The sequence below is a fragment of the Nonomuraea sp. NPDC050394 genome (genome assembly GCF_044459065.1).
GTDB lineage: Bacteria > Actinomycetota > Actinomycetes > Streptosporangiales > Streptosporangiaceae > Nonomuraea.
This window is the reverse complement of sequence record NZ_JBITIO010000011.1, coordinates 281,432-296,682: the sequence shown is the minus strand read 5'-3', so window position 1 is coordinate 296,682 and position 15,251 is coordinate 281,432. Positions and strand designations below refer to the sequence as shown.

The 15,251-nt window shown below is 70.2% G+C and carries 17 protein-coding genes; 11 read left to right on the top strand and 6 right to left on the bottom strand.

Annotated elements, in window-relative coordinates:
* Window positions 1-2 precede the first annotated feature (2 nt).
* Genes ACIBKY_RS36645 through ACIBKY_RS36625 form a run of 5 tightly spaced genes read right to left on the bottom strand, consistent with a single transcriptional unit; the run spans window position 3 to window position 3,933 of the window.
* Window positions 3-524, bottom strand: coding sequence for an NADH-quinone oxidoreductase subunit C (locus ACIBKY_RS36645; protein ID WP_397104082.1), 522 nt, complete (start codon window positions 522-524; stop codon window positions 3-5).
* On the bottom strand, window positions 521-1,030 hold the full coding sequence (locus tag ACIBKY_RS36640; RefSeq protein ID WP_379615455.1) for an NADH-quinone oxidoreductase subunit B: 510 nt from the start codon (window positions 1,028-1,030) through the stop codon (window positions 521-523). Before ACIBKY_RS36640 ends, ACIBKY_RS36645 begins: the two co-directional genes overlap by 4 nt.
* Window positions 1,031-1,088: 58 nt before the next feature.
* A complete protein-coding gene (locus ACIBKY_RS36635; RefSeq protein WP_397104080.1) occupies window positions 1,089-2,177 on the bottom strand; it encodes a M48 family metallopeptidase in 1,089 nt (362 codons plus the stop codon).
* Window positions 2,178-2,195: 18 nt separating this feature from the next.
* Window positions 2,196-2,567 carry an NADH-quinone oxidoreductase subunit A gene (locus ACIBKY_RS36630; RefSeq protein ID WP_184958519.1) on the bottom strand — a complete coding sequence of 124 codons (372 nt, stop codon included), beginning with the start codon at window positions 2,565-2,567 and terminating at the stop codon, window positions 2,196-2,198.
* A gap of 19 nt (window positions 2,568-2,586) precedes the next feature.
* Window positions 2,587-3,933 (bottom strand): glutamate-1-semialdehyde 2,1-aminomutase, encoded by a 1,347-nt coding sequence (locus tag ACIBKY_RS36625; protein WP_397104078.1) that lies wholly within the window; start codon window positions 3,931-3,933, stop codon window positions 2,587-2,589.
* Window positions 3,934-4,045: 112 nt separating this feature from the next.
* Here ACIBKY_RS36625 and ACIBKY_RS36620 point away from each other — a divergent pair, with 112 nt between their 5' ends.
* The 5 genes from ACIBKY_RS36620 to ACIBKY_RS36600 all read left to right on the top strand — a co-directional run bounded on the left by ACIBKY_RS36620 (window position 4,046) and on the right by ACIBKY_RS36600 (window position 10,076).
* Window positions 4,046-5,506, top strand: coding sequence for a polysaccharide deacetylase family protein (locus tag ACIBKY_RS36620; protein ID WP_397104076.1), 1,461 nt, complete (start codon window positions 4,046-4,048; stop codon window positions 5,504-5,506).
* A 33-nt stretch (window positions 5,507-5,539) separates the two neighbouring features.
* The gene (locus ACIBKY_RS36615) at window positions 5,540-5,614 is read left to right on the top strand and encodes a putative leader peptide (RefSeq protein ID WP_376773454.1); all 75 of its coding nucleotides are present in this window, start codon (window positions 5,540-5,542) and stop codon (window positions 5,612-5,614) included.
* A gap of 195 nt (window positions 5,615-5,809) precedes the next feature.
* The gene (locus ACIBKY_RS36610; protein ID WP_397104074.1) at window positions 5,810-7,645 is read left to right on the top strand and encodes a 2-oxoacid:acceptor oxidoreductase subunit alpha; all 1,836 of its coding nucleotides are present in this window, start codon (window positions 5,810-5,812) and stop codon (window positions 7,643-7,645) included.
* Window positions 7,642-8,688 (top strand): 2-oxoacid:ferredoxin oxidoreductase subunit beta, encoded by a 1,047-nt coding sequence (locus ACIBKY_RS36605; protein ID WP_397104072.1) that lies wholly within the window; start codon window positions 7,642-7,644, stop codon window positions 8,686-8,688. Before ACIBKY_RS36610 ends, ACIBKY_RS36605 begins: the two co-directional genes overlap by 4 nt.
* 482 nt (window positions 8,689-9,170) lie before the next feature.
* Window positions 9,171-10,076: an NAD-dependent epimerase/dehydratase family protein gene (locus tag ACIBKY_RS36600; RefSeq protein ID WP_397104070.1), complete on the top strand. Its 906-nt coding sequence runs from the start codon at window positions 9,171-9,173 to the stop codon at window positions 10,074-10,076.
* Between the two features lie 41 nt (window positions 10,077-10,117).
* Here ACIBKY_RS36600 and ACIBKY_RS36595 read toward each other — a convergent pair whose 3' ends face one another.
* Entirely contained in the window at window positions 10,118-10,480 is a 363-nt protein-coding gene (locus ACIBKY_RS36595; protein ID WP_397104068.1) for a hypothetical protein, read from the bottom strand.
* Between the two features lie 144 nt (window positions 10,481-10,624).
* Between ACIBKY_RS36595 and ACIBKY_RS36590 the strand changes: the two genes are divergently transcribed.
* Genes ACIBKY_RS36590 through ACIBKY_RS36565 form a run of 6 tightly spaced genes read left to right on the top strand, consistent with a single transcriptional unit; the run spans window position 10,625 to window position 15,251 of the window.
* The gene (locus tag ACIBKY_RS36590; protein WP_397104066.1) at window positions 10,625-11,134 is read left to right on the top strand and encodes a carboxymuconolactone decarboxylase family protein; all 510 of its coding nucleotides are present in this window, start codon (window positions 10,625-10,627) and stop codon (window positions 11,132-11,134) included.
* On the top strand, window positions 11,118-11,825 hold the full coding sequence (locus ACIBKY_RS36585; RefSeq protein WP_397104064.1) for a hypothetical protein: 708 nt from the start codon (window positions 11,118-11,120) through the stop codon (window positions 11,823-11,825). Before ACIBKY_RS36590 ends, ACIBKY_RS36585 begins: the two co-directional genes overlap by 17 nt.
* Window positions 11,822-12,667, top strand: a complete 846-nt coding sequence (locus ACIBKY_RS36580) for a Gfo/Idh/MocA family protein (protein ID WP_397104062.1) — start codon at window positions 11,822-11,824, stop codon at window positions 12,665-12,667. Before ACIBKY_RS36585 ends, ACIBKY_RS36580 begins: the two co-directional genes overlap by 4 nt.
* A 48-nt stretch (window positions 12,668-12,715) precedes the next feature.
* Entirely contained in the window at window positions 12,716-13,372 is a 657-nt protein-coding gene (locus tag ACIBKY_RS36575; protein WP_397104060.1) for a polysaccharide deacetylase family protein, read from the top strand.
* Window positions 13,369-14,262 (top strand): glycosyltransferase family 2 protein, encoded by an 894-nt coding sequence (locus tag ACIBKY_RS36570; protein WP_397104058.1) that lies wholly within the window; start codon window positions 13,369-13,371, stop codon window positions 14,260-14,262. Before ACIBKY_RS36575 ends, ACIBKY_RS36570 begins: the two co-directional genes overlap by 4 nt.
* Window positions 14,259-15,251, top strand: a complete 993-nt coding sequence (locus ACIBKY_RS36565) for a GNAT family N-acetyltransferase (RefSeq protein WP_397104056.1) — start codon at window positions 14,259-14,261, stop codon at window positions 15,249-15,251. The genes ACIBKY_RS36570 and ACIBKY_RS36565 overlap by 4 nt, the downstream gene beginning before the upstream one ends.

Genomic DNA, 15,251 nt, shown 5'->3' with positions numbered 1-15,251 from the left:
GCCTAACCTCCAGTGCCCCAGTCGGCGGGTACTCCGGGCGGGAGCGTCTTGCGGCGGCCGGGCGCGGATTCGCCTGGTTCCTTGGCGCCGGGCCAGGCCTTGGCCACGCGGGCGGCCAGGATGAAGTCCTTGCGCAGCGGGTGGCCTTCGAAGCCGTCGGGCAGGAGCAGCGGCACGAGGTAGGGATGGTCGTCGAAGGTGACGCCGAACATCTCGTACGTCTCGCGCTCGTGCCAGTTGGCGCCCCGGTAGACGCCGACGGCCGAGGCCAGCCTCGGTTCGGCGCGTGGCACCCAGGTGCGCAGCAGGAGGCGGGCGCGTTCGGCGGGGTTGTAGACGTGGGCGACGACGGAGAAGCCCTCCGGCGGGTCGTCGACGCCGGTCAGCCAGTCGAAGAACTCGTAGCCGAGTTCGTCGCGGGCGTAGGTGAGGGCCTCGGTCCAGTCGGCGGCGGCGACGTCGACGGTGTGCTCGCCGTACGACTCGCCGAGCTGGGCCCGCTCGCCCCAGGAAGAGAAGCTCACACGTCCTCCTTGTGGGCGCGCGACCAGATGTAGCGGTCGCTGAGCTTCTCCCCCGCGATCTTCTCCTGAAGCTTCATGATCCCGTAGAGCAGTGCCTCGGGCCTGGGCGGGCAGCCGGGCACGTAGACGTCGACGGGGATGATCTGGTCGACGCCGTTGGTGACGCAGTAGGAGTCCCAGTAGGGGCCGCCGGAGTTGGAGCAGGCGCCGAAGGAGATCACGTACTTGGGGTCGGGCATCTGCTCATAGAGCCGCTTGACCGCGGGCGCCATCTTGTCGGTGACGGTGCCCGACACGATCATGAGGTCGGCCTGCCTGGGCCCGTTGGCGAACGGGATGACGCCGAACCTGATGAAGTCGTGGCGGCTGGTCGAGGTGGCGATGAACTCGATCGCGCAGCAGGCCAGGCCGAAGTTGAACACCCACAGCGAGTAGCGCCGCCCCCAGTTGAGGATGAACCGCATGGGCTTGGGAGCCAGCCGCGAGATCGGCCCCACGGTGGGCATCGGAAGATCGGCCATGTTGACCATTCTCGCGCGGGTGGCGGCGGAAGAGTAGAGCCCCCTACATGTACAGCGCGGCGCGCGCGTTGTCGACGATCTCGCTCGCGATCCGCCTCGCGGCCCCGTCGAGCTCGCGGTCGATGGGTTCCATCCGTGGCGCGCGCACCATCGGTTCGGTGTACGGCCGGCCGGCCAGCAGGTCGCGGCGCAGGTGGGTGGGCGGATGGGTGGTGTCCACGCGTACCTCCCGCTGCCGCGCGGCGAGGCGGCGCCGGTCGCGCTCGTCCTCCGGTACCTCGGCCACGTAGGACCTGACCGCCGCCCACAGGTCGCCGCGTACCTGGTGGGCCTGGGTGCCGAGGTAGTCGGCGAGGTGGGGCAGCGCCCAGAGTCCCTTGTCGATCGCGGCGAGCGCGGCTTCCGACCCGGCCACGCGCAGGGAGATGAGGTCGGCCCGGTATTCGGCACGCTGCGTGGCCAGGAAGGTGATGCGTTCGAGCGCCGTGTGGAACAAGCCGGCGACGAGCCGCAGCGGGGCGACGGCGATCTTGCCGAAGGTGATGGTGTCGCCGTCCGTCCTGGTGGTCTCGCGCAGTTCGGCCAGCGCGCCCAGCGCGGAGCCGACGACGAATCCGTGCCGGGTGTCCTGGTTGACCGAGTGGGCGACCTCGTGGCCGAGCATCGCGATCCGCTCCTGCGGGGTCAGCGCGAGCCAGAACGGGTAGCCGAGTTCCAGGAAGTGCCGGCGCTGCAGGCCGTACGTGCCGTAGGAGGCGTTGACCTCGCCGGTGACGACGATCATGTGCGGGCGGGGCGCGCCCAGCGCCGCGGCGATCTCGTCCACGAGCCGGAAGAGCTCGGGCGCGTCGGTACGGCCCAGCGCCATCCCGTCAGGCAGCTTCCCCGGCCGCGGCGCCATGAGCCAGGCCAGCCCGAGCGCCCCGGCGCCGAGGATGATCCCGATGAACCCGGGCCGTGTGATCAGCCAGATCCCGGCGGCGACGAGGGCGAGCGTCAGCAGGTGCACCAGCAGAGCGGCGGCGTAGGAGGCCAGGCGGACGAGGCTGCCACCGGCGGCGGAAGCGTCGCCGGCCTCGTCGTGGAGCCCTTCGGCCGGCCGCGAGCGCGGCCGTTCCCGCCATGACGTCATGGGGCACTTTATCCGGGGCTAGGTCCAGGTCAGGACGCGCTTGCGCCAGGCGTACAGGATGCCGAGGGCGATGAAGCCGAGGAAGACGAACATCTCCACGAGCGTGGTCATGCCGTAGCCGGGGGCGGCGAAGACCGTGGCCCAGGGGAACAGGAAGACGGCGTCGACCGCGAAGACCACGTAGAGGTAGGTGAAGACGTAGTAGCGGATCTGGGACTGGGCCCAGCCATCGCCCACCGGGTCCACGCCGCATTCGTAGGTGGTCAGTTTCTCCGCGGTCGGGCGGGTGGGGCGCAGGAGGCGGTTGGCCATGAGCGCGCCGGCGACGATGGCCACGCCGATGAGCAGCAGCGCGGCGACCAGAGCGTAGTTGCCGTAGTAGCTGTCCATGGGCTGATCGTAACCGCCGTCAGCGCACCCGGCGAGGGGCGGCGCGGCTGCGGAGGGCGGGGGCCACCGGGGCTCCCTTGAGGAATCGGCCGATGCCGTCCTCCAGGGCCTTGCCGTACACGAGCAGGGCGGCGCGCGCGGCCTCGACGGTGAGCTCGATGTCGTCGGGCGTGTGCGCGGCGGAGACCACGAACGACTGGCACAGGATGCCGTGCCGCAGGAGTTCTTGCAGGAAGAGCGTGCGGAACGGCTGCGACGGCTGCCCGGCGGCGTCCTTGGTGGTGAAGATCAGGCAGGAGGGCCGGCCGACGACCGCGACGTGGGCGGCGAGGCCGAGTTCGCGGGCGGCGGAGTTGACGCCGTCGGCCAGCGCGCGCCCGCGTTCCTCCATGACTGCGACGGGGTCGTGCTCGGCGTAGGCGCGGATGACCGCGCGCAGGGCGGTCAGCGACACCGTTTCCGCGCCGTGGGTGGACGACAGCAGGAAGACGCGGTCCCGGTCGGTACGCAGGCCGCCGAGCTCCATGACTTCGCGGCGGCCGGTGAGCGCGGACACGGGGAAGCCGTTGCCGATGGCCTTGCCCCAGCAGGCGAGGTCGGGGCGGACGCCGTAGAGCTCCTGGGCGCCGGGGTAGGCCCAGCGGTACCCGGTGATCATCTCGTCGAAGACCAGGAGCGCGCCGCGTTCCGTGCACAGGGCGCGCACGCCTTCGAGGAAGCCGGGCTCGGGCTCGGCCAGGGCGGTGGCGGCCTCCATGATGACGCAGGCGATCTGCCCGGGGTGCCGGTCGAACAGCGCGCGCAGCGAGCCGAGGTCGTTGTAGACGAAGCGGAGGGTCTGCTTCCTGGTCGACTCCGGCACGCCGGCGTTCATCTCCAGCGCGCCGACGAACCAGTCCTCGGTGGCGAAGAACGGCTGCGCGCAGACGGCGACCAGGTCGCGGCCGGTGTAGGCGCGGGCCAGCCGGACGGCGCCGGAGGTGGCGTCGGAGCCGTTCTTGGCGAACTTCACCATGTCGGCGCCGGGCAGCGGGGCGAGGAAGTCCTCGGCGGCCCGCAGTTCGAGCTCGGTGGGGCGGCTGAAGCTCAGGCCCTGGTCGAGCACGTCGCGCACGGCGTCGAGCACCGGCCGGTAGGCGTGCCCGAGCGTGACCGAGCGCAGGCCCATGCCGTACTCGACGAAGCAGTTGCCGTCGGCGTCCCACACCCGGGCGCCCGCGCCGCGCACGAGTACCGGCGCCATGCCCTCCGGGTACTGGTCGTCGCCGCGCGCGTAGGTGTGCGCGCCTCCCGGCACCAGGTCATGGAGCTTGCGCTGCAGAAGGGTCGACTGGATGAACCCCGTAGACGGTCCTAGATCCCGCACCCATCACATCGTAGGCACGCAACTCCTTTACGTACATACCCCGCTAAAGGCTCGACTCCAAGATTCCCAAGGGAAGGTAAAGCGCTCAAAGGGCACCCATAACCTGGCCCGCATGCACAAAATGCGATTCTTCGGAGGAATCGCGCTGATTGTCGCATCCGTCGCCGGTTGCGGCATGACCTCCGCCTCCCCCGAGGGCGACCTGAAGGTCCCCGCCGAGCCGACGAAGATCGATTTCGTGACCCCGTCGGCAGTCAACGGGCTCGTCACCAAGACCCTCGGCGAGGGGGACGGCGGCGGCCGGTACGTGCACATCACCTACCCCGAGATCAAGGGAGCCGACCCGCTCAACGACAAGGTCAGGCAGGAGGCGGAGCGCCAGCTGCGCGCCTTCCGCGGATCCACCGTCAAGCACGGACCGGCCCCCCGGCCCGAGCTCAACGTGGACTGGCAGCTGCCCGTCGCCTCCGACGCGGCCATCGCCGTACGGCTGCGCACCGGCGAGTTCTACGGCGCCAACTGGGGGAACGCCAACCGGACGTTCTGGTACGACGGCCGCACCAAGCAGGCCTTCCCCTCCACCGGGCTGCTCGACGGCGAGGCGGCGCTGGGCGGGCTGGCGGAGAAGGTGAGCCGGCGGCTTGAGGCCCGCGGGTCGGGCCAGGTGGAGGCGAATTCCGAGCTGTTCGACTCCATGGCCTTCAACCGCGACGGGGATCTCGTGGTGGAGTTCGACGACTGCCAGGTCGGCGCCTGCTCCTTGGGGAGGGTGGCGGAAGCCGTACCGGCTGCCGAGGTGGAGCCGCTGCTGTCCGCGGCGGGACGGCGGGCGCGGGAGGCGGCCCGCGCGGCCGCGCCGCCGACGCCGGAGACCACGCCGAAGGTGACGCCCACGCACAGCCCGGAGGCGACCAGCAACCAGGCGGGCACGGTCGACTGCGCGAAGACGAAGTGCGTCGCGCTCACCTTCGACGACGGGCCGGGGCCGCACACGGCGCTGCTGCTGGACACGTTGCGCGACGCGGGGGCGCGCGCGACGTTCTTCACGGTCGGCGTCAACGCCGCCGCCCGGCCCGACCTCCTGCGCCGGATGAGCGGCGAGGGACACCTGGTGGGCAGCCACACCTGGGCGCACCGGGACCTGTCGAAGCTGTCGAGCAGCAAGATCGCCGACTCGATGGTCCGGACCGAGGACACGCTGACGGCCACGCTCGGTGAGCGGCCGACACTGGTCCGGCCGCCATATGGGGCGATCAGTAAGGATGTTCTGGCGGTTTCGAAAGAGCTGGGGGTCTCGCTGGTCAACTGGGATGTCGACACCCTCGACTGGCGTGACAGGAAGGCGGCGGTCGTGGCCAAGCGGGCGGTCAAGGGCGCGCATCCTGGGGCGATCATCCTGATGCACGACATTCACCGCACGACCGTTGACGCGGTTCCGGACATCCTCAAAAGACTGCGCGGGAAGGGTTACACCTTCGTCACCGTTCCAGAGTTGTACGGCTCTGCTGGGATGCAGGCCGGACGCCTGTACCTGTCGGGGGCGAGCGGTTCGCGCAAGCAACCCCTGACGTAGCCTGAGCTTTGGGGGGACGTATAGTTGGCGCTCGTGACCCGAACCACCCTCTTCGCCCGCCTGCACGTCGATCTCGGCAGGCTCGCGTCCGGGCTGTGTCACCCTTAGTCGTTCTCCCCCGCCACCCCTAACTTTCAACGCGTTTACCCGCATTGTGCGGCGAGGAAACGTCTTGACCCTCCCGAGGATCTAGCATGGAAACAGAGACCGCGCCCGCTCCCGCGCAATGGCGCGTCGAGGAGGACTCGTGACCGAGCGTAGCGAGGGCACCAGCGAGCACACCGCGCCGACCAAGGAGGCGCCGTGACGAAGCAGGTTCAGCAACTCGACCGTGTGATCATCAGATTCGCCGGTGACTCCGGCGACGGCATGCAGCTCACCGGCGACCGCTTCACCGCGGGCACCGCGGAGTTCGGCAACGACCTGTCCACGTTGCCCAACTTCCCCGCCGAGATCCGCGCCCCCGCAGGAACGCTGCCGGGTGTGTCCAGCTTCCAGCTGCACTTCGCCGACCACGACATCCTCACGCCCGGGGACGCTCCGAACGTCCTGGTGGCGATGAACCCCGCCGCGCTCAAGGCCAACCTCGGCGATCTTCCCCGGGGCGCGGACATCATCGCCAACACCGACGAGTTCACCAAGCGCAACCTGCAGAAGGTCGGCTACGAGGGCAACCCCCTCGAGGACGACACGCTGTCGGAGTGGCGGGTGCACGCGGTGCCGCTGACCTCCCTCACGGTCAAGGCCCTGGAGGGCTTCGACCTGTCGAAGAAGGACGCCGAACGCTCGAAGAACATGTTCGCGCTCGGCCTGCTGTCGTGGCTCTACCACCGGCCGACCGAGCACACGATCACGTTCCTGGAGCAGAAGTTCGCGAAGAAGCCCGAGATCGCCAAGGCGAACATCGCGGCCTTCCAGGCGGGCTGGAACTTCGGCGAGACGACCGAGTCGTTCTCGGTCTCCTACGAGATCAAGCCGGCCAAGCTGGCGCCGGGCGTCTACCGCAACATCTCCGGCAACCAGGCTCTCGCCTACGGCCTCATCGCCGCGAGCGTGCAGGCCAAGCTGCCGCTGTTCCTGGGCTCCTACCCGATCACCCCGGCCAGCGACATCCTGCACGAGCTGTCCAAGCACAAGAAGTTCGGCGTGCGGACGTTCCAGGCCGAGGACGAGATCGCCGGCGTCGGCGCCGCCCTGGGCGCGGCCTTCGGCGGCGCGCTGGGCGTGACCACCACGTCGGGTCCCGGCGTCGTGCTGAAGGGCGAGACGGTCGGCCTCGCGGTCATGACCGAGCTGCCGCTGATCCTGGTGGACGTGCAGCGCGCGGGTCCCTCCACCGGCATGCCGACCAAGACCGAGCAGACCGACCTGCTGATGGCCATGTTCGGCCGCAACGGCGAGTCGCCGGTGCCGATCGTGGCGCCCAGTTCGCCGAGCGACTGCTTCGACGCGGCCATCGAGGCCGCGCGGATCGCGGTGAAGTACCGCACGCCGGTCTACCTGCTGTCCGACGGCTACCTGGCCAACGGCTCCGAGCCGTGGCGCCTGCCCGAGGTCTCCGACCTGCCGGACATCTCCACCGAGTTCGCGGTCAAGACCGGCGACGAGGAGTTCCTGCCCTACAAGCGGAACACCGAGACGCTCGCCCGCGCCTGGGCCATCCCCGGCACGCCGGGCCTGGAGCACCGCATCGGCGGCATCGAGAAGGCCGAGGGCAGCGGCAACATCTCCTACGACCCCAACAACCACGACCTCATGGTCCGGCTGCGCCAGGCCAAGATCGACGGGATCGACGTCCCCGATCTGGAGGTCGACGACGTCCACGACGGCACCAAGGTGCTGGTGCTGGGCTGGGGCTCGACGTACGGGCCCATCGCGGCGGCGGTGCGGCGGATCAGGAAGGCCGGCGGCAAGGTCGCCCAGGCCCACCTGCGCCACCTCAACCCGCTGCCCGCCAACGTCGGCGACGTGCTCAAGAGCTACGACAAGGTGCTGCTGCCCGAGATCAACCTGGGACAGCTGGCCCTGCTTCTGCGCGCGAAGTTCCTGGTGGACATCATCAGTTACAACCGTGTGCGCGGGCTTCCGTTCAAGGCCGAGGAGCTGGCCGGAGTCATCCAGGACGTGATCGAGAAATGACTGAGCTGGTCAACGGCAAGGGGCTGAACCTCATCCCCAAGACCGACGTGAAGCAGACGCTCAAGGACTTCAAGTCCGACCAGGAGGTGCGCTGGTGCCCGGGTTGCGGTGACTACGCGATCCTGGCCGCGGTGCAGAGCTTCCTGCCCGAGCTGGGGCTCAAGCGGGAGAACATCGTCTTCGTCTCCGGTATCGGCTGCTCCTCGCGGTTCCCGTACTACCTCAACACCTACGGCTTCCACTCGATCCACGGCCGCGCGCCGGCGATCGCGACGGGGCTGGCGGCCAGCCGTCCCGACCTGTCGGTGTGGGTGATCACGGGCGACGGCGACGCGCTGTCGATCGGTGGCAACCACCTCATCCACGCGCTGCGCCGCAACGTCAACCTGAACATCCTGCTGTTCAACAACAGGATCTACGGTCTGACCAAGGGCCAGTACTCGCCCACCTCCGAAGTCGGCAAGATCACCAAGTCGACGCCGATGGGCTCCCTGGACAAGCCGTTCAACCCGATCTCGCTGGCCATCGGCGCCGAGGCCTCCTTCGTGGCGCGCACGATCGACTCCGACCGCAAGCACCTGCAGTCGGTACTGCGCGAGGCCACCGCGCACCGGGGCACGTCGCTGGTGGAGATCTACCAGAACTGCAACATCTTCAACGACAACGCCTTCGAGCCGCTCAAGGACCCCGAGGTCCGCGACGACATCACGCTGCGCATGGAGCACGACCAGCCGATCGTGAGCACCTCCAAGGCCGTGGTCAGGGCGGCCAACGGCGGCATCGAGGTGGTCGCGCGCGATTCGGTGAGCGAGGAGGAGATCCTCGTCCACGACGCGCACAACCCGGACCCGTCGCTCGCGTTCGCGCTCAGCAGGCTCGACGAGCCGGCGTTCGAGCACGTGCCGATCGGCATCTTCCGGCAGGTGGACCGCCCGGCCTACGACGTCCTCATGGCCGAGCAGCTGGAGCAGGCGGCGGCCGGGAAGGGCCCGGGCGATCTCAGCGAGCTTCTGCTGGGCGGAGACACCTGGCGCATCGGCTGAGCCGAGCCGACAATGTCTCCGTAGCGGAACCTCTGTCGCGGAGACTCACTTGGCTGCCAAGAGCGTGCTGTCTGCCGTCTTGCTCTTGGCGGCCGCCTTTCTCGGTTTACCGGCGGTGGCCGTACCGCCGGCGGTAGCCGCGTACGTCATCGTCGTGGAGTCCGAGCAAGCGCCGGTCGAACCCGACTGCGGCGGCCACTCGTGCCGCCTGACCAGGACTCCACGGCACGCTTGGCCCGCGCACTGCTCGCCCAAGCGCTCCTCGCCCATCGTCCCGGCCACCGCCGTCGCGCGGCCGCAACGGCGGCGCCAGGAGATCCGCAGGTACGTCCCGCGACGCCGCACGCGAAGCCACCGCCGCCTCGCACGGGCGGGACCCGACCCCGATCCGCATAACCCCGGCCACCCCCCGCCCAGTCCGAGGGGGCCGCCGCCCCTCCGTTCAGGCACGTTCCGACATGTCATGAAGGAGGGAAAAGAGAATGCCGCAATGGCAAGGAACTCGCGCGCTGGTCACCGGCGCCAGCGGGTTCATCGGATCGCACCTCGCGCGCAGGCTCGAACTGCTCGGCGCCGAGGTGCACGCGGTGAGCAGGCAACCACAGCCGCAGGTCGGAGCCGAGATCTGGCACCAGTGCGACCTGCGCGAGGCCGCGCCCACCGCCGACCTCCTGGGCACGATCCGGCCCGGCCTGGTCTTCCACCTGGCCAGTGAGGTCACCGGGATCAGGGACGTCGGCATGGTCAGAGCCATGCTGGACGGCAACCTGGTCGCCGCGGTCAACCTGCTCACGGCCGCGGCGGGACAGCCCATGAAGCTGGTCTTCGCCGGGTCCATCGAGGAAACGCGCTCCGGGGAGAGCGCGCCGCACTCGCCGTACTCCGCGGCCAAGTCCGCGGCCACGGTCTACGCACGGCTCTTCCACCATCTGTGGTCGGTGGACGTGTCCGTGCTGCGCATCGCGATGGTGTACGGCCCCGGCCAGCGGGACATCGCCAAGCTGGTGCCGTACGTGACCACGGAACTGCTCAACGGGCGCTCAGCCCGGATCGGCAGCGGCTCCCGGCTGGTCGACTGGATCTACATCGACGACGTGATCGAGGCGTTCGTCGCGGCGGCGGAGAGCGAGAAGGCCGCCGGTGGCATGTACGACGTGGGCAGCGGGGTGGGCGTGTCCATCAGGGACACGATCGAGCTGCTCCATCGCCTGGCCGCCAGCCCGATCACGCCCCAGTACGGCGCGCTGCCCGACCGGCAGCTCGACCGCGCCCATATCGCCGACGTCGGCCCCGCCGGGACGACGCTCGGCTGGCAGCCCAGGACCTCACTCGTCGACGGGCTGAAGAACACGATCGCCTGGTACGCCGAGCAGCAGAGAAAGTCCTGATCCAGGGGGTGGCAGACCGGTGACCCCCGGCCTGCCACCACTCAGACGCCCTCCGGCGCCAGTCGCCGGAACGACGGCAGCTGGCTGAGCTGAAGGACGCTGTAGCCGAACAGCAGCACGCCCAAGGGAAGATGCAGGGTCACCGCCTGCGCGATGCCCAGGGCGATCTGCGCCAGGACGAGAACGAAGAACCCGGCCGAGTACAGGACGGGCCGAGGGCCGCCGCCGCCCCGCCGCCACACCAGGATCACCGCGACGAGGTGCACCAGCCCCGCGGCGAACACCGAGTACGCCGAGGCGCTGTGCAGCGCCCGTCCGCTTGGCGCGGTCAGCAGCAACCCGGCGGTGATCGGGGCGCTGAGAAGGGTCACGGCTTGCAGGACGATCGCGACACGCAGAAACACGGGTGACTCCTCGACGGCCAGGACGGAGCTGGATGGATCTGTCATGAGTCCGACGCCGTAGCCCGTCGAAATGTGAGGCCTCACATTCCCCTCGGCTGTGTCGTCGGACCTCCAAGACATCCGCCGATCGTAGGGAGAAGCCCCATGTCCGCATCCTTTGAGTCGCGCCTGCCCGACCCCATGCAGTTCTTCCCCGAGGTGGGGACGGTCGCCGGCGCCATGAACAAGGCCACCCACAACGGTGCGATACCGGCCGTCACCACCATCCTGGTCCAGCTACGCGCCGGGCAGATCGCCGGCAGCACGTACCACACCGTCCGGCAGACCGAACTGCTGCGCAAGGCCGGGGAGACGGAAGAACGCATCGCCGCCCTGCCGTCCTGGCGGGACGCCCCCTACTTCACCGACGCCGAACGGGCCGCGCTGGAACTGGTGGAGGCCGTCCTCACCCCGAACCCGTCCGGGGAGCGCGTCTCCGACGAGCTGTACGCCAGGGCGGCGGCCCTCTACGACGAGAAGGCGCTCTGGACGCTCATTCTCACGATCGGCCAGATCTGCTTCTTCATCCCGGTCGCCCTCATCGCCAAGCCGATCCCCGGCAGGCCGCTCGGAAAGAACTACAGCAAGCTGGCCGAAGGTGGCCTACCTGGGTAGAAGGCTGGCGCGGTGGCAGTCCGTAGGCGAAGATGACGCGGTGGGATCTCCCTTGCGGAATTTATTCGTCGACGGTCCTAATTCCGTCGCGGCAAAGGCGCGGGCGCGCCGCTGGCGTTGGGTGGCAGAAAGCTTTCCCGACCTGGGACAGATGAACGTCATCGACCTCGGCGGCACCGCCACCGCCTGGATGCGCGCCCCGATCAAACCGGCCGGCGTTCACGTCATCAACCTGGCGCACGATGACCAGGAGCTGCCGAGCTGGCTCAGGACCGAAGTAGGTGACGCCTGTGACCTGCCCAAACGCATTCTGGGCGGCGACTACGACCTGGTCTTCTCCAACGCGGTGATCGAGCACGTGGGCGGCTACGCCAGGCGGCAGGCGTTCGCGGACGCGGTGCACTCGCTCGCCGGGCGGTTCTGGGTCCAGACGCCCTACAGATACTTTCCGGTCGAGCCACATGTGCTTTTTCCTTTCTACCAATTCCTGCCGCTGAACGTCCGGGCCCGGATCAACCGGCGCTGGCCGCTGGTGCACACCAAGTCCCCCGACTGGTCGGCCGCGCTTCAGGACGCGCTGGAAATCGAGCTGATCGGCCGCGCGGAAATGGCGCTGCTTTTCCCCACCGCCCGGATGAGGGCCGAAAGGGTGGCGGGGCTCACCAAGTCGCTGATCGCGATCAAGGCGTGACGGTCTCGGTCGGGCTGGCCGGCGCCGGGCCGTGGGCGCGGGCGTTTCACGCGCCGACGTTCGCGGCGGGTCCGGAGACACGGCTGGCGGGTGTCTGGTCACGCGATCCCGGCAACGCGGCGCGGGTCGGCGTGCCGGTGTTCGCCACGTTCGACGAGCTTTTGGAACGTTGCGACGCCGTGGTCTTCGCCGTGCCGCCGGACGTGCAGGCGACGCTGGCGGTCCGGGCGGCTCGGGCGGGCCGGGCCGTACTGCTGGAAAAGCCGCTCGCCCTCGACGTCGCGGCGGCGGAGCGGGTGGCGGCGGAGGTCGGGCGGGCGGGCGTGCCGAGCATGCTGACGCTCACCAACCGCTTCCGTCCCGGCGTGCGCGCGTTCCTGCGCGCGTGCGCCGGGACCAGCCTGTACGGCGGGCGGGCCTGCCAGCTCACCAACGAGTTCCGCGACGGCACGTTCGCCCACAGCCCATGGCGGAGCAGGGGCGGCGTCCTCTACAACACCGGCCCGCACGGCCTCGACCTGCTCGACGCCGCCCTCGGCACGATCAAGGAGGTCAGCTCGGCCGGCTCGGCCGTGCACATGCTGACCTGCCTGCACGAGGGCGGCGCGGTCAGCCAGCTGACGCTGTCGGGCCAGGTGCCGGGCGTCGGCAAGCGCACCGTCTACGAGATGTACGGCCCGCACGGCGAGCTCCGCCTGGACCTGGCCGACCTGGCCGGCGACTCCGAGCCGACCAGGGCGGCGCTGCGCGCGGAGTTCGCCGCTGCGGTGCGTGAGTGGCGTCCGCATGAGATCGACGTGAACAGAGGTCTGCACCTGCAGAAGCTGCTGGCCGCGGTGTAACGGGGTCATCCGCCGCCCGATTACCTAAAGCTGACCTGGGAGGGGCATGTGGGGGATTCGGTCGTCAACCTGACCGTGCACGGCATCGGCGAGACCTGCCGGACGCTCGATCCGGGCGAGGATCTGACCTGGGTGAGTGTGGAACGGTTCGAGCAGGTCATGGACGCGGTGGTGAGCCGGCCCGACGTGCGGATCACCTTCGACGACGGCAACGCCTCCGACCTGGAGATCGCGCTGCCGAGGCTGCTGGAGAGGGGACTGCAGGCGGAGTTCTTCGTGCTGGCCGGCGAGCTCGGCAAGCCGGGCCGCCTGGACGAGGACGGGGTGCGGACGCTGGTGGCCTCCGGGATGCGGGTGGGCTCGCACGGCTGGGCGCACCGCGACTGGCGGCGCGTCTCGGCGCGTGAGGCCGAGCAGGAGCTGGCCCAGGCGCACGAGGTGCTGAGCGAGGTGTCCGGGCGCCGGGTGTCGCGGGTGGCGATCCCGTTCGGCTCCTACGACCGCCGCGTGCTGGCCAGGCTCAGGCGGGCGGGGGTGAGCCGGGCGTACACCAGCGACGGCGGACGGGCCAGGCCCGGCGGCTGGCTGCAGGCGCGCACCAGCCTCAAGCACGATCTGGACAGCGCGTGGATCGAGCGGGTCCTGCGCTCCGGGACGTCGCTGCGCGATCTGGGCGCCCGCCTCTACAAAAGGACACGCGGATGAAGCGGGTCGCGGTGGTGATCGTCACCTACAACAGCGCCGGCGTGATCGACGGCTGCCTGCGCTCGATCGTCGCGGGCTCGGAGGGCGTGAAGCTCATCGACGTGGTGGTGGCCGACAACGCCTCCAAGGACGACAGTGTGGCGCTGGCGAAGGCGGGCGGGGCACGGGTGGTGGAGGTGGGCTCGAACGCGGGGTACGCGGCGGGCTTCAACGCCGCCGTCGCCGCGCTCGACCTGGAGGAACTGGACGCCGTCTACCTGATCAACCCGGACTGCCGGCTGCGGCCGGGGTCCATCCTGCCGCTGGCGGAGGCGGCCTGGCGGGGGATCGCGGCGCCGTACATGGTGAATCCGGACGGCTCGCTGCAGCCGTCGCTGCGGCGGATGCCGTCGATCGGCCGGGCCGCGGTGGAGGCGGCCATCGGCGGGATCAGGGCGGGCCGGCTCGGCAGGCTGGGCGAGCTGGTGACGCACCCAAGCGAGTACGCCGAAGCGCGCGAGGTCGCCTGGGCGACCGGCGCGGCGCTGTGCATGTCGGCGCGGATGCTGGCCGAGCTCGGTCCGTGGGAGGAGTCGTTCCTGCTCTACAGCGAGGAGACCGAATACTGCCTGCGCGCCGCCGACCACGGCTGGGCCACCTGGTACGAGCCGGCGTCGGTGATCGAGCACATCGGCGGCGACTCGGCGGTCAACCCGTCGCTGGCGGCACTGCTGATGATCAACAAGGTGACGTTGTTCCGGCGCCGGCGCGGCCCTCTGGCCGGGGGCCTGTACTTCCTGATCGTGCTGCTCGGCGAGGCGGCGCGGGCGCTGACGGGACGCAGGACCTCGCGCGAGTGCGTGGCCTGGCTGCTGCGGCCCGCGCGGCGCTGGAAGAGCCTGCCGCAATGAGGCTGCTGCCCTTCCACGAGCTCTCGCTGGAGCAGCTCGACACCTGGCACGGGCTGCGCGCGGCCAATCCGGCGCTGGACAGTCCCTTCTTCCATCCGCGCTTCGCCGGGGCGGTGCACGCGAGCGGCCGGGCCGTACACGTGGCCGTGGGCGAGGACGCGCTGCTGGCCTGCCATCTGATCGGCTCGACGCTGCGTCCCGCCGGGTGGCCGGGCGCCGACTTCCAGGGGCCGCTGCTGGCGCCGGGGACCGCCTTCGAGCCGCTGCGGCTGCTCGGCAAGGGGGTGACGGGGTTCGAGTTCGACCACCTGGTGGAGGGGGTGGCGGGGTTCGACCGATGGACGGTCACCCGGCGGGCCTCGCCGTACGTGGAGGTGGAGGGCGGGCTCGACGGCTACCTCGCGCGCGCGTCGAAGGCGGGCAAGGACAACATGGGGCAGGCGCGCAGGCGCGCCGCCAAGGCCGGGCGCGAGCTGGGGCCGGTGCGCTTCGCCGCCGACAGCCTGGACGAGGACGCGCTGGCGCGGGTGATCGAGCTGAAGCGGGCCCAGTACCGGGCGACGGGCGCGCGCGACTACTTCGCCGAACCCGGCCGCGCGGACCTGCTCAAGCTGCTCCTGCACACCCGCGAGCCGGACTTCTCGGGCATCCTGTCGACCCTGCACGCCGGCCCGCACCTGCTGGCCGCGCACTTCGGGATCAGGTCGGGCGGGGTGCTGCACTGGTGGTTCCCCGTCTACGACCCCGGCCACGCCAAGCTGGCGCCGGGCTGGATCCTGCTGCGTGAGCTGGTGCTGGCCGCGCCGTCCCTGGGCGTGGAGCGCATCGACCTCGGACGGGGCGACGACGAGTACAAACGCCGCGCCAAGACGGGCGAGACGACCGTGGGTCAGGGTCTGGTCACCCGCAATCCGGTACGGCGGGCCGCCCGCACCGCCCTGGAGCGGGCCAGGCCCACGCTGAGCCGGATGAAGCGCCGCCTGACCTAG

What these genes read in the sequence shown, in the direction of transcription:
- ACIBKY_RS36565 (WP_397104056.1), top strand. Translation starts at nt 14,259, where the DNA reads ATGAGGCTGCTGCCCTTCCACGAGCTCTCGCTGGAGCAGCTCGACACC.
- ACIBKY_RS36620 (WP_397104076.1), top strand. Translation starts at nt 4,046, where the DNA reads ATGCACAAAATGCGATTCTTCGGAGGAATCGCGCTGATTGTCGCATCC.
- ACIBKY_RS36635 (WP_397104080.1), bottom strand. Translation starts at nt 2,177, where the DNA reads ATGACGTCATGGCGGGAACGGCCGCGCTCGCGGCCGGCCGAAGGGCTC.
- ACIBKY_RS36600 (WP_397104070.1), top strand. Translation starts at nt 9,171, where the DNA reads ATGCCGCAATGGCAAGGAACTCGCGCGCTGGTCACCGGCGCCAGCGGG.
- ACIBKY_RS36590 (WP_397104066.1), top strand. Translation starts at nt 10,625, where the DNA reads ATGTCCGCATCCTTTGAGTCGCGCCTGCCCGACCCCATGCAGTTCTTC.
- ACIBKY_RS36640 (WP_379615455.1), bottom strand. Translation starts at nt 1,030, where the DNA reads ATGCCCACCGTGGGGCCGATCTCGCGGCTGGCTCCCAAGCCCATGCGG.
- ACIBKY_RS36605 (WP_397104072.1), top strand. Translation starts at nt 7,642, where the DNA reads ATGACTGAGCTGGTCAACGGCAAGGGGCTGAACCTCATCCCCAAGACC.
- ACIBKY_RS36630 (WP_184958519.1), bottom strand. Translation starts at nt 2,567, where the DNA reads ATGGACAGCTACTACGGCAACTACGCTCTGGTCGCCGCGCTGCTGCTC.
- ACIBKY_RS36570 (WP_397104058.1), top strand. Translation starts at nt 13,369, where the DNA reads ATGAAGCGGGTCGCGGTGGTGATCGTCACCTACAACAGCGCCGGCGTG.